The sequence below is a fragment of the Hahella sp. NS-SX17 genome, from assembly GCF_057367735.1.
Genome location: NZ_CM170632.1, coordinates 5,570,570 through 5,583,152, shown reverse-complemented (window position 1 = coordinate 5,583,152; position 12,583 = coordinate 5,570,570). Strand labels below are relative to the sequence as shown.

Below are 12,583 nucleotides of genomic sequence, written 5' to 3'. Positions count from 1 at the left end.
CGCGCCTTTTACTCGTAAGTCTGGGGAGGGGAAAAGTTCGGCGCAATCATAGCGGCGGGCCGCCTAATTATCGAGGTAAGAAATGTACCTACCGTATGGCCGCCGCCAAGCTCGTCCGAGTTCCTGCGATGCGCCCGGGACCACTGGGGCTCCGGGCGTATCGTTTACTGCAAGTATACTTCGGTAATGGACTTTGCTTCACCGGAGTCGGTGATAGCCTTGAAGCCGGCCTGCAGCGCTTTCAGCACGTCCGGGCTGGTCTCTTTGTTGATCGCCATGTACATCGGGGTGGTTTTGAACACCAGGGCCGGAACCAGGCTGGTGATGTCTTCCACTTCCGACGCCACATATGGACCGGACAGTCCATCGGTTACCCACAGGTCAATCTGGTCCAGCGCCAGGCGGCGTGGATTCAGGCTGTCGTTGGCGATAGTGGAAACGTTAAAGCCGCGTTCGATGAGGTAGTTGCTCATGACGTCGCCTTTATAGCCGCCGATACGATATTTTTTGGCTTGATCAAGGCTGGTCAGCTTCAGGTTGGAGCCGGGTTTGGCGAACAGCGTCCAGCGGATTTCAGCCAGTGGGCCGATCCACTCGAAATATGGCTCCCGGTCATCGGTCTTGGAGACGCAATAAATCGCGTGATTAGGTTTGTTCTTGGAGCGGTTCATGGATGTGGCCAGATCCCGCAGCTTTAGAGAATATTCCAGGGGAGTACGCTTCAGCAGCGCCTTGACCATTTCGGTACAGAGCCCCGCGATTTCTTCCTCTTTATGTGCGAAAGGCTGTCCGCTCAGGGACATGTTATAAGGGGGGTAGTTCTCGGTAAAAATATGCAGCTTTTCCGCAGCCAAGCTTTTACCGCTGACAAGGGCCGCCAGTAGCATATAAGTCCAAAAAGCAAGTTTGGATCTCATATTCAAATATCACCTCTATTTACTTAAAAACGCTTCGTTGGCGCCTGGGAACATCCCGTGCGCCGGCCTTATTAACCAGGTTTGTGATTGTTCCGGCTGCGAGCGACTCCAAGCCTGCTGCTACCGACAATAACCCATACGCAAACTCCAGAATTCAATTCCGGGAATTCGTCCGTAAAAAACCCTTTATAAACGGAAGATTCTGTCAGATGGATTACTACAACTTTTTTGGACGACTTGTCTGTGGCAAGTCTTTGGGCTCTGCGTCGGCATACGGCTGATTGCCTGTTTGGTCCGCGCGCCCGATTTGTTATATGAAAGGCGCAATTTTATAACACTTTGATGTTATGTTTGTGAGCTTATTGTAATGATAGTTCATGATTTGTTAAACGCTACATCCTGCGTGGTTTCTTGTCTGACAGGCTGCTGCGCGCCAACTGACGCAGGGCGTTGGTGTGCGTGGCGTGCATGGCGTGAACCGTCAGGCAACCCCTGTACGTTATTCTGTCTGACAGTTTCGCCATGTAATTATGTCGATAGGGATACGCAACGAATTGACGCCTTTTGAGTGGGCGGGCGGCGGGTTTAGTGCAATCATGGAAGTGAGTAAGTGGGTGTTGTCCGGTAAGTTGGCGTCGCCCCTCTAATTCAGGAGCAACAACGGGAGATGAATGTGTTGCTGGAAACCATGCGGCCAAAGTTGATTCGCCTGATGCAGCGTGAGGAAAAAGAAGCGGTTATGCTGCCGTTCAGCGTGTATCGATGCGTGCAGCCTCAAAATCTGCATGGGGTGCCTTTTATTGACCCTTGCCTCATTATTGTGCTTCGTGGCGCCAAGGTGCTGAGTCTGCAACCTGAGTTGGCGTGTCGGTCGGGAGAGTTCATCCTGGCGCCAGCTGGAATTGAGTTGCAATTCATGAACCTGCCGGAAGGGGAGTATATCGCCGTAGTGATTGGCTTCTGCGCATCCGATCTGGAGGCGATCCCTGTTTCCGCGCCTCCAGACAGAGACGGCGCCGCCATCGCCAAAGTAGACCGCACGCTGGCGGAATTTCTCAGCCAGTGGATTAATTGGATAGACGTCAGCCCGCCAGAGTTGTGGGCGATGCGGCGCAAGGAGCTGGCGCACTTGCTGTACGCCAGGGGATATGGGTCTTTGTTGAAAAGTCGCAGCGGGGCGTCCTGGCGTCGTAAGGTGAGTGAGATCCTGATGCGGGAACCGGCGAAAGACTGGAGTCTACTGGAAGTCAGCCGCTCGCTGGCGGTGAGCGAATCCACTTTGCGCCGTCGACTGCAATCGGAGAACGCCGGTTTTCGTGATTTGCTGGAATCCGTACGTTTGGGAATGGGGTTGCATCTGGCGCAAACCACGCTGCTGCCAATCGCCCATATTGCGGATCAATGTGGGTATCAGTCGCAATCCCGTTTTACCGAGCGTTTTAAGCAGCGATTTGGCATGACGCCGAGTGAGCTGAGGCAAACCCGGCTGGAGGAATTAGGAGAGGGTATTTTGACGTGAGAAAGGTATATAAAGTCTATCTGGATGATGAACGTCCAACGCCGCCCGGCTGGACCCGGGTTTATTGGCCGGATGAAGCCATTGCGCTACTGGAGACAGGCGCGGTGGTGGAGATCAGTCTGGATCACGATCTTGGCGACGATGAGCGGGGAACCGGTTATGACGTCGTGCTCTGGATTGAGGAAGCGGTGGCCACGCGGGGTTTCAATCCGCCGTTGATTCGGGTGCATTCCGCAAATTCTTCCGCCCGCAAGAAGATGGAGTTGGGGGTGGATAATATCCTTACCCTGGCTAAGAGATTTGGGGTGGGCGCTGATTAAGAGTGAAAGGGAGATGGCCGCAAGCTGTTCATGCGAACTTTGGGGGCGGCTCCTTGTGCCCCCCGGCCTTCCTGGCTGTTCAGATTATTCCTCCTGACCTGAATGTGTCTGTTCCGATTAGAAATTGAAGCTGCATCCTGCCTGCTATTGCAGTCTGAATTGCGATCCCGGCGGATTAACCAGCTCTCCCTCGTCATCGAAACGGGGCAGGTAATCCACGCCTATCCACGAATGCAGCATCGCTCCCCACAGTGAGACGCCTTCCAGCGCTTTACGCAACAGCACTTTCGCGCGATGAGAGTCGGCGGGATCGCAGTCTTCTGGAAACGACGTTAGATACTCCAGGCCCATGATGGAGTGGTGTTCGTCTGCTTCCACATGGATATCGAAGTAACAATGGCCGGCGTTCAGCTCGTACATTTTAGGCGCTACGATCTTGAAAAAGTCATTGGAGCAGCGCTCAATGCCGCTGTTGATGGCGACTAGCCACTTCTCCTGATCCTGCTCAATCGCCAGCTGGTAGGCCATATTGACGCAGGCGTTGGTGTACAGGCTGGTGATGACGTTATCCAGCTCGGAAGCATTGCGAATAAGCCCATGCTGCAACATCCAGTCGCGCAACAGCATGTGATGGTCCGCTTCGCCGAAAGCATGTTTGGCGTAGAACGGCATCATCGGATTATTGCGTAGCGACGTCATACCGAGCATCAGCCCGAGCACTTTGGGAAAGGTCGCGGAATGGTAGTACAGTTGCTCCGCCACAGGCTTGAACTGTCTGGCGTCATTGAGGTTTCGCACCCAGGTAAAGAAAGGCAGCCGGGTGATATGGTCGCTGGCGCGGTAGATGGGCTCCACCAGCCAGGCATGCCTTTTTCTCAGCGCATCCATTTTTCCATGATCAACCACTTCATATACGGTCTGTTCAGTCATGATCCATCTCCTTTTGACTGTATTGAGAGTATGGCTCCGCACCGAAACTGAGGTCTCGGGCGCGTCATTGAAGCGTTAGAACCTCCGCAGAGGTAAGGCTACTGTCCGTAATATCCGGCGCGCCGACAATTTGAAAACCGTTACGAATTGCGAAGCCACTATACAGGTGCGTTATTGCTGTGAGAAAACAATGCGCTTGCGGCGTCAATTGAAACGAAATGTGTAAGAGGCGAAAGGGGATTGCGTTGCTGCGGTGAACAGAAACCTCCTGACGCTAAAGGCGATGGGCGCATATTTGGTGCGATAAATGGTTGTTAACTTGAAGCGACTGGTGGGCGAATTTCAATAAAACGTAACCAGAGGTCACAGAAGCATGCAAAAACGAAAACTGAACGCATCAGGCGAACTTTTGACGTTTTCAGGCGAACGCCAGTGGGCTCTTTTGGGTAGATTGAAAGCCTGTTATTTAACTCAGTCTGACTATCAGGAGACGGCCATGAAAACGACGACAGCGGCATTATTGGGGCTTTTGGCGGCCAGCATGTCACATGCGGAGATGACCCTGACCAGCCCGGATGTGGCGGATGGCGGCAAACTATCGAAGCAGCAGGAATATAAAGGGTTTGGTTGCGACGGCGGAAATCAGTCGCCGGCGCTGGTGTGGCGGGGAGCGCCAGAGGGCGCCAAAAGCTTCGCCATCACCGCCTATGACCCCGATGCGCCCACCGGCAGCGGCTGGTGGCATTGGCAAGTGATCAACATTCCCGCTGACATCAATCAACTGGAGCGCAATGCTGGCGTGGAGAATTCAAGCGCACTTCCCAAAGGGGCGCAGCAGATTGAGACGGACTATGGCGCGGCTGCATTCGGCGGCGCTTGCCCTCCTGCGGGCGACAAACCCCATCGCTACCAGTTCAAGGTATACGCGCTGGGCGTGGAAAGGATTGACTTGCCTTCTGATAGCTCCAGCGCATTGGTGGGCTTCTATCTACACGCCAATATGCTGGACAGTGCGGTGATTGAGGCGACCTATCAGCGTTAAAACGTTTCCTGCTAAAACCTGACCTTTAGGAATAACTAGCCATAGTGGAACAAAGGGAACAACGAGCGTGGACGAAGCTGTGCTACGCTCGTTTTTTTATGTCATCGGGAAAATCAGGGAGCGTTGATGGCTGTTGTTGACGAAATTCGGTTTTGTTCGCCGCGAGATCCTATGGCGGCGACATTGGTGGAGGAATTGTCGCTGCTGCTACCAAATGCCTGAGAAAGGAAACCTAAGCGGCGTATTAGGTAACAGAAAATAACTCGAAAATTTTCCGCTTTGCCTCTATAAATTGTGATAGGCGTCACAAAATGAGGCGCTTCTGCAGAATGAATGACGTTATAAGGACAAGACGGTCAATTCCCTCAAAAATGGAATTCACACCGCGTACATAGATAGTAGTAAGTAAATAAATAGTAGTAAGTAAATAGTATCCCTTCCGAACCCAAGCGTGTCCCGCTGGATTCTGATCTGCCTGAGCAGAAGGACCTGCGGACAGCCTGATGAATACGCCTGAGAAAAGTCGAGGTGGACGCCATGTTCAGACGGTCTATAGCAGTACGCCTTTCCAGCGTGGTGGCATTGTGCATTGCGGTGGTGCTAGGTGTGGCTTCTTTTTTCCTGATTCATTCGGTTGACAAATCCGTCACCCAACTCACCCGGTCGGACTTACAGCACTTGGTCGGCTCCGCTCACATGGCGGCCAAAGCATATAGCGAAGAACTGGATAATGAGGCGGTGCGCCTGTCGGAAGTGTTTGGTCTGACATTCCCCGGCGAGTTCAGCACCAGCGTTGGGGAGAGGGTGGATGTCGCGGGACAAAGTGTGTTTCAGATGTACTCCGGCGACACGCCTCTGGCGGGGAATTATTCGGCCGTCGATAATTTCGCCCGAGCCACCGGCGGCAACGCGACTATCTTTGTGCGTCGGGACGATGATTTTGTACGTTTGGTGACGTCAGTAAAAAAAGAGGACGGCTCGCGTGCTGTCGGCACCTTGCTGAGCCGTTCTTCGCCAGCCTATGAAAAGAACCTGCGCGGTGAGGCCTACACGGGCAAAGTGACTCTCTTCGGTCGAGAGTTCATTACTAACTACACGCCGATCAAGAACAGCCGCGGCGAGGTGGTCGGCATTCGATACATCGGCATTGAATTCTCCAGCTCGCTGGCCAATCTGAAGCAGCAACTAGGGGCCCAGAAAATCGGGGAGGAAGGGCTGCTCTTTGTGATCAATGCGGATACTGGCGACTCTCGCGGGGCCTTTCTATTGCATCCCTCACTGGAAGGGAAAAATATCGTGGGGCAGGAAGGCCTTGGGCAAGCGGTGGCGACCATGCTGCAGCAGCATAACGGAGACGTCACTTACACCACACAAGACGCCAGTGGCGCACAGCGAACTTATCTGGCGTTCTTCCAGGAAGCCCCTGAGCTGCGTTGGGTTGTCGCCGCTGCAATGCCCATGGACGAAATTTCCGCCATCAGCGACTGGCTTTTGAATGTCATGATCGCAACGGTGGTATTGATTGTGGTGATTTTGTCCGTCGTCATCTGGTTCGCCACCAAACGCATGGTCGGCAGGCCGCTTGAGGAGGCTGTGTTCTGGATGGAGGAAATGGCCCAGGGCGACTACTCCCGCGATATCGAAGTCAATCGTCAGGATGAGGCCGGCAGACTGCAGGAAGCGCTTAACATCATGCACCGGCATATGCGCGACATTGTGAAGGATATCGCCACTACCGCAACGGATCTGGCCTCGGCCTCGTATCAATTGTCCGACGCCAGCAAACAAGTGGCGGCTGGCTCCACGCAACAAAGTCAGGCGGCTTCGTCTATGGCGTCGACGATCGAGGAGTTGACCGTCAGCATCGACAGGTTGTCTGAAAACGCCGACGAAGCGCAGCGACTTTCCTCGGAGTCATTCCATACGGCGGAAGACGGCGCGGTGGTGATTGAGCGGGCGGGAGAAGAAATGCAGCGTATCTCAACGACGGTGAAGGAGTCGTCTGAGACCATCGGGGCTCTGGGAGAATTATCTGAACAAATTTCTTCCATCATCATGGTGATTGAGACTATCGCCGGGCAGACCAATCTTCTCGCATTGAATGCGGCTATTGAGGCGGCCCGGGCCGGAGAGCAAGGGCGCGGCTTCGCCGTGGTGGCGGATGAGGTGCGCAGTCTGGCGGCGCGCACTACCGAGTCGGCGCGGGAAATCACCTCAACCATCGCCAAGATTCAGGAAGGCTCGCTGGAGGCGGTGGAAACCATGAGCCGTGGCGTAGAACAAGTGGAGCAGGGCGCCACACTGGCTGGACAGGCCGGAAGCTCCATTCATGGCATTCGCAACAGCGCCAAACAGGTCATGGACGTATTCAGCGATATCTCTCTCATGCTGCGTGAACAGGCTCAGGCCAGCACTGATGTTGCGCGCAATGTGGAGCAGATCGCCACCATGACGGAAACCAACAACCGCGCGGTGCAGGATGTGGCTACCGCAGCGCGGGAGCTGGAAAATATGGCCGGGGGCTTGAAAACGCTGGTGGGACGTTTCCGTACTTGATGCGCCGCTGCGAGCGGCCCGTTACTCTGCGTTAAGGTGACAAAGGAGTGTCGCCTGCAGTATAAAGCGGTTTTAGCCGATGTAGATGGAGAGGACAATGCGTCCGGTACGAACCGCCTTGATTGGCCTGGGATTTTCCGGCCAGACCTTTCACCTTCCGTTTCTTAAAACCCTCCCCGAATTTGAAGTCAGCGCTGTATTGACCCAACGTGCAGAACTGGCGCGATCCTTGGCGCCGGAAGCGGCGCATTGCCGCACTATGACGGAGCTGCTGCAACAGGATATTGAGTTGGTTGTCATCACGGCTCCTAATGTTGAGCATTATCCGCTGGCGCGACAAGCGCTGGAGGCCGGCGTGCATGTGCTGGTGGAGAAACCGTTTACGCCCGAGTCCGAGCAGGCCAAGACTTTATGTGAGCTGGCGGCGCAACGTAATCTTGTGCTCAGCGTTTATCACAATCGTCGCTGGGATGGAGACTTTTTGACGGTCAAGTCGTTATTGGAGAGCGGCAGGCTGGGCGACCTCTATCATTTTGAAAGCCATTTTGACCGTTTTCGTCCCCAGGTGCGCGACCGCTGGCGCGAGAAACCAGGAGCGGGCAGCGGCTCGCTGTATGATCTGGGCTCCCACTTGATCGATCAGGCGCTGTGTTTATTCGGGCCGCCTAAAGCGGTCACCGCGCAAGCGCTGAAACAGCGCCCGGGCTCGGAAGCGGTGGACTATTTCCATGTCGTGCTGGACTACGCGCCGCTGCAGGTGATTCTACACGGCAGCGCCTTGACCGCGCAGCCTGGGCCTCGCTTTCAGCTGCACGGCGACCGCGCCAGCTATATCAAGCATGGGCTGGACCCGCAGGAAGACGCACTGCGTGATGGGCAGGCTCCAGACAGCGCCAATTGGGGGCTGGAGCCGGAGCGCTGTCATGGCTGGGTGACGGACGCGGAAGATTCTCAGACGCACGCCACTCAAGGCGGGGACTACAAGCTTTTCTACCGGCAACTGGCGATGGCGATTCGCGGTGAAGCCGATAATCCCGTACCGCCAGAGCAGGCGATGCAGGTTATCCGTATCATCGAATTGGCGCAGCAAAGCAGCGACGAAGGAAGACGCCTTGCATTCACTGAATAAAATTAAGGATATCTGATGGAAGTAACAGGACTGGATCATATCAACATCACTGCGCCGCAGGCCCTTTTAGAAAACGTGCGCGACTTTTATCTGCATGTATTGGCGCTGCGACAAGGCCCGCGTCCCTCCGGGTTTCGGCGTCAAGGTTTCTGGTTGTATGCGGGCGAAGCGCCGATTCTGCATCTGACTGTCTCGGAAACGGCTGCCAGCGATAGTGTGGCGACAGGCCATCTGGATCATGTGGCGCTGCGTTGTCGCGGTTTGCCGGAGACCTTGCGGCGGCTCGCGGAACACGATTTGAGCCACTCGGTTGAGGTTGTTCCTGGATTGGGACAAACGCAGATTTTTCTGCGCGACCCTTCCGGCTTGGGCGTGGAGCTGAATTTTGTCGATGAGTTTCCGCAGGATGCGGATCGATCAGTCTAACCCCGTCTATCGAGCCCAATAGGCTGTCAGCAAAGAGAGACGAAAACTATGTTGCAGGACAGAATCGACATTATTCGTGGAGATATCACCCGTTTGCAGGTGGACGCTATTGTCAATGCAGCGAATAGCGCTCTATGCGGTGGTGGTGGCGTGGACGGCGCCATTCATCGCGCGGCGGGGCCGCAGTTGTTGCAGGAATGTCGCACCTTGGGGCGCTGTGATACTGGGTGCGCCAAAGCCACCAAAGGATATAACCTGTCAGCGCAATGGGTGTTTCACGCTGTTGGGCCAGTCTGGCGCGGCGGTGACGCCAATGAAGACGCGCTGCTGGCGTCCTGTTATCGGGAATGCTTCCGTCTGGCGCAGCAATATGCCGTCACCTCTATGGCGTTTCCCGCCATCAGTTGCGGCGTATATCGTTTTCCCATCGCCAAGGCTTGCCAAATTGCAATGAGGGAGGCGGCAGCAGGGCTACAGCACAACTCTCAGATTGAACGGGTGATTTTCGCTTGTTTTGACGGCCAGGTAGAAGATGCGACGCGAAAAGCGTATGCGGAGATCGTTGGCTCGGACGAGTCGTCCTGAACTTCAATTTACTGGTTTTGTGGATGCATTGGGGCGGGACTTCAAGCGCTTAAAAGCGTCGAGAGAAGAAAGGACGCGATATTCCTGTTGGGAGAGAAGGAATATCGCTGCCAGCGGTTCAGGGACGGGAGCCCGTTTTTGAGTCGGTCCTCGCCCTGAATTTCGCTCCTTGCCTTGCCGCTGTGAGGCGGCCATACGCGTCATCCGTGATAGCGGTCATCCGCCGGGGTCTTTATCCTTTCGCGACTCAAGACTCTTCGACCACTTCACCGCGAATATACTTCACTGTACCGGTGTATTGACCGTCGAACACTTTTTTGTCTTCTGCAGATTTGACTACCGGAATGCGTTTTCCCTGTTCGAACCGGTAGTTCCCGCTGTAGTGGGCGTTAGGAGTAGGGACGTCCTGCACGCTTTCTGCGCGGCGATCCGCCAAAGATTCAGCGCTTGCTAAGCCAGTCATTGCGGTAAGAGATAAAGCGGCTACTACTGAAAAAAGTTTTGAAGTTCTCATTTGAAATTCTCCTCTAGGTTTTGATTTCAATCGTTGTGTGGTGGCTACTTTATAGATACCATGATTGGGAATAAACACGCCTTTCTGAAATTCATTGTTTCTAAAAACGAAACAATACTAAGGAGGAAATCCGGATGGATAGAATTCAAGCCATGCGTGCGTTTGTCGCCACCGTCGACCATGGCAGTTTCGCGAAAGCGGCGGACATTCTTGATTTGTCCCGGCCGGTGCTGACGCGGCTGGTGTCAGGATTGGAAGATAGTCTGGGCGCCAAACTGTTGCACCGCACGACACGCCGATTGAGTCTTACTGAATCTGGCGAGCGCTTTCTGGAAGCCTGCCGCAATGTATTCTCTCTGCTGGATGAAGCGGAATCGGATCTTTCCCAACAAACCCAATGCCCCAAAGGCGTGCTGCGTCTGAGCGCGCCGATGGCGTTTTCTTTATTGCACCTGGAGCCGGTGATTGCGGAGTTCATGTCCACTTACCCCAGTATTGAAGTGGACATGGAGCTGGCGGATCGCCGCGTGGACTTGGTGGAAGAGGCGTTTGATCTTTCCATTCGCATCGCTCACGAGCTTGAGCCTGGTCTTATCGCCCGCCGTATCGGCGGCACGGCCCTGGTCACTTGCGCCTCTCCGGAATATCTTAAGCTCAACGGAATGCCGGAGAGTCTCGATGACCTTAGAACCCATGAGTGTATGGGGTTTTCATTGGCGCGGCGTAACTCCTGGAGTTTTTGGGAGAATGACAAATTACGCTATGTGGATGTGCGTGGGCGGTTCAAATCCAATAACGGCATCTTTCTCGCCAAACTGGCGGAGAGCGGCAAAGGGATCGTGCAACTGCCTTGTTTTATCGTAAATGAGGCCCTGCGTGAGAAACGTCTGGTCACGGTATTAAAGGACTACCAGCCGCCGAATCTGGATATTTATTGCGTGTACCAAAGCCGTGAGTATCTGCCGCAAAAAGTGAGGTTGTTTATTGATTTTATGAGTGAATACTTTTCTTGTAACTGTCAGAAAATAGTAACTTTAAAAAGCGCCTGATTATATGGAACTCACCTTTCTTGGCACCTCTTCCGGCGTGCCTACTAAAACGCGCAATGTGTCCGCTGTCTGCGTCAAAATGGCTGAAACCAAAGACTGGTGGCTGGTGGACTGCGGAGAGGGGACGCAGCACCGTTTGCTGCACTGCAAGCATACCCTGAAGCAGTTGCGTGGCGTATGCATTACCCATGTTCATGGCGATCATTGTTATGGACTGCCGGGCCTGCTGGCCAGCGCCAGTATGAGCGGACGCACGGAACCATTGACGGTGATTGGTCCGCAACCACTGGAAGCGTTTTTGAATGCGGTTATCGAAACCACACAACTACGCCTTACTTACGAGCTGCGTTTTGTAGAGGTCGCCACGTTGCTGCAATGCGATTTCTTTGACACAGATTTCTTGCTGCGGGCTCACCCACTTTCTCACCGGGTTCCCTCCTATGCCTATTCGTTTGCCGAAAGGCGCGTGGAAGCGAAATTGGATGTAGCGAAGCTGCAAGCGGACGGCGTACCGCCCGGGCCTGCCTGGGGACGTCTGCAAAAAGGGGAGAGTGTGACTCTGGATAGTGGCGTCGAGATTCACAGTGCGGATTATCTGTTAAGCGCGCGTGAGCCAAGACGTATCGTTATCGGCGGCGACAACGATCAGCCGGAGCTGTTGCAGGAGGCGTGCGCCGGCGCCCAGGCGTTAGTGCATGAGGCTACTTATACCCGTGATGTGGCGGAAAAGGTCGGTTCCGGCCCTCAGCACAGTTGCGCGTTTGCTGTGGCGCAGTTCGCTGAGTCAGTTGCGTTGCCTAATCTGGTTCTTACGCACTTCAGTCCCCGCTATCTGGATAAGGAGAATAGTAAAAGCGCCTCCATTCTCGATATTGAGCGGGAAGCCAGATCGGCCTATTCGGGTAACCTGTTTCTGGCCCGGGACTTTGAAGTTTATCAATTGGACAAGGTTGGGCGCTTGCATAGAAACGGGGAAGTCGAGGTCGACTGCCAATAGACTGGTCGTGCAGGGGCGAGGTTTAAAATGGTCCGCCGCCTCAGCGACCGGACCCAAGCCCAGGTCTGCAGGCGAGGCCTGCAGACCTGGGTAATAAAAGCCATCTCTCAGCTAAGGTTAAGGTAACTTACTCAGTTACCGGCTCTTCCAGGATTTGCTCTTCGCTTGCAGAGCCTGAAGCGGTGGCTTCACCAGTGTAGATAGAATATTCCTGCGGGCTGATAACGCCGTCTTTGTCGATGTCGACAGACGCCCAGTTGTTAGTCAGCTCAGCGCTGGTGCTGGCTTCAGATTCATCAAGCACGCCATCCTGGTTAGCATCCAGAGCTGAGAATTGTTGCTCGGACGGCATTTTTTCGGAGGCTCCCAAATCGCCCTCTGCGTAGGCGGTGGAAACGGCCAAAAATGAAGACAGTGCAAGTGCGCTCAGTTTGTTCATGGTGATCACCTCTTTGTGATTCTGTGAAATCTGTAATTGTCCGCAATGAACTTTTTCCCTATCCAAGGCTGGCCTTCGTACTCCTGTAGTAGTCCCTGCCGATGCGGTTCCAAATGCGCTTTTGTGCGCTCACTGTAGAGAAGTCAATTTCGGCGCCAGA

General features: G+C 54.3%; 13 protein-coding genes. 9 read left to right on the top strand and 4 right to left on the bottom strand.

Annotated features, from left to right (window positions below; genetic code table 11):
* Positions 1 to 164: 164 nt before the first annotated feature.
* Positions 165 to 917 carry a substrate-binding periplasmic protein gene (locus AC2IBB_RS24805; RefSeq protein WP_486329396.1) on the bottom strand — a complete coding sequence of 251 codons (753 nt, stop codon included), beginning with the start codon at positions 915 to 917 and terminating at the stop codon, positions 165 to 167.
* 667 nt (positions 918 to 1,584) lie between these two features.
* On the opposite strand from AC2IBB_RS24805, the gene AC2IBB_RS24800 reads away from it, so the two are divergent.
* Together AC2IBB_RS24800 and AC2IBB_RS24795 are read left to right on the top strand one after the other, a co-directional pair.
* Positions 1,585 to 2,436, top strand: coding sequence for a helix-turn-helix transcriptional regulator (locus AC2IBB_RS24800; RefSeq protein WP_486329395.1), 852 nt, complete (start codon positions 1,585 to 1,587; stop codon positions 2,434 to 2,436).
* Positions 2,433 to 2,756 carry a cyclic-phosphate processing receiver domain-containing protein gene (locus AC2IBB_RS24795; RefSeq protein WP_486329394.1) on the top strand — a complete coding sequence of 108 codons (324 nt, stop codon included), beginning with the start codon at positions 2,433 to 2,435 and terminating at the stop codon, positions 2,754 to 2,756. Before AC2IBB_RS24800 ends, AC2IBB_RS24795 begins: the two co-directional genes overlap by 4 nt.
* 144 nt (positions 2,757 to 2,900) lie before the next feature.
* Here the strand turns inward: AC2IBB_RS24795 and AC2IBB_RS24790 are convergent, their stop codons facing one another.
* The gene (locus AC2IBB_RS24790; protein WP_486329393.1) at positions 2,901 to 3,686 is read right to left on the bottom strand and encodes an iron-containing redox enzyme family protein; all 786 of its coding nucleotides are present in this window, start codon (positions 3,684 to 3,686) and stop codon (positions 2,901 to 2,903) included.
* Between the two features lie 496 nt (positions 3,687 to 4,182).
* Between AC2IBB_RS24790 and AC2IBB_RS24785 the strand changes: the two genes are divergently transcribed.
* The 5 genes from AC2IBB_RS24785 (at position 4,183) to AC2IBB_RS24765 (ending at position 9,424) form a co-directional block, all read left to right on the top strand.
* Positions 4,183 to 4,728, top strand: coding sequence for a YbhB/YbcL family Raf kinase inhibitor-like protein (locus AC2IBB_RS24785; RefSeq protein ID WP_486329392.1), 546 nt, complete (start codon positions 4,183 to 4,185; stop codon positions 4,726 to 4,728).
* A 537-nt stretch (positions 4,729 to 5,265) separates the two neighbouring features.
* The gene (locus tag AC2IBB_RS24780; RefSeq protein WP_486329391.1) at positions 5,266 to 7,284 is read left to right on the top strand and encodes a methyl-accepting chemotaxis protein; all 2,019 of its coding nucleotides are present in this window, start codon (positions 5,266 to 5,268) and stop codon (positions 7,282 to 7,284) included.
* 97 nt (positions 7,285 to 7,381) lie between these two features.
* Positions 7,382 to 8,413, top strand: coding sequence for an oxidoreductase (locus AC2IBB_RS24775; protein ID WP_486329390.1), 1,032 nt, complete (start codon positions 7,382 to 7,384; stop codon positions 8,411 to 8,413).
* 15 nt (positions 8,414 to 8,428) lie between these two features.
* Positions 8,429 to 8,839, top strand: coding sequence for a VOC family protein (locus AC2IBB_RS24770; protein ID WP_486329389.1), 411 nt, complete (start codon positions 8,429 to 8,431; stop codon positions 8,837 to 8,839).
* A 48-nt stretch (positions 8,840 to 8,887) separates the two neighbouring features.
* Positions 8,888 to 9,424: an O-acetyl-ADP-ribose deacetylase gene (locus AC2IBB_RS24765; protein WP_486329388.1), complete on the top strand. Its 537-nt coding sequence runs from the start codon at positions 8,888 to 8,890 to the stop codon at positions 9,422 to 9,424.
* Between the two features lie 247 nt (positions 9,425 to 9,671).
* On the opposite strand, the gene AC2IBB_RS24760 is transcribed toward AC2IBB_RS24765, so the two are convergent.
* Entirely contained in the window at positions 9,672 to 9,938 is a 267-nt protein-coding gene (locus tag AC2IBB_RS24760; protein ID WP_486329387.1) for a hypothetical protein, read from the bottom strand.
* Between the two features lie 134 nt (positions 9,939 to 10,072).
* On the opposite strand from AC2IBB_RS24760, the gene AC2IBB_RS24755 reads away from it, so the two are divergent.
* Positions 10,073 to 10,987 carry a LysR family transcriptional regulator gene (locus tag AC2IBB_RS24755; RefSeq protein WP_486329386.1) on the top strand — a complete coding sequence of 305 codons (915 nt, stop codon included), beginning with the start codon at positions 10,073 to 10,075 and terminating at the stop codon, positions 10,985 to 10,987.
* A gap of 4 nt (positions 10,988 to 10,991) precedes the next feature.
* Positions 10,992 to 11,984: a ribonuclease Z gene (locus AC2IBB_RS24750; protein ID WP_486329385.1), complete on the top strand. Its 993-nt coding sequence runs from the start codon at positions 10,992 to 10,994 to the stop codon at positions 11,982 to 11,984.
* Between the two features lie 127 nt (positions 11,985 to 12,111).
* On the opposite strand, the gene AC2IBB_RS24745 is transcribed toward AC2IBB_RS24750, so the two are convergent.
* On the bottom strand, positions 12,112 to 12,423 hold the full coding sequence (locus AC2IBB_RS24745) for an EH domain-containing protein (protein WP_486329384.1): 312 nt from the start codon (positions 12,421 to 12,423) through the stop codon (positions 12,112 to 12,114).
* Positions 12,424 to 12,583: the final 160 nt, after the last annotated feature.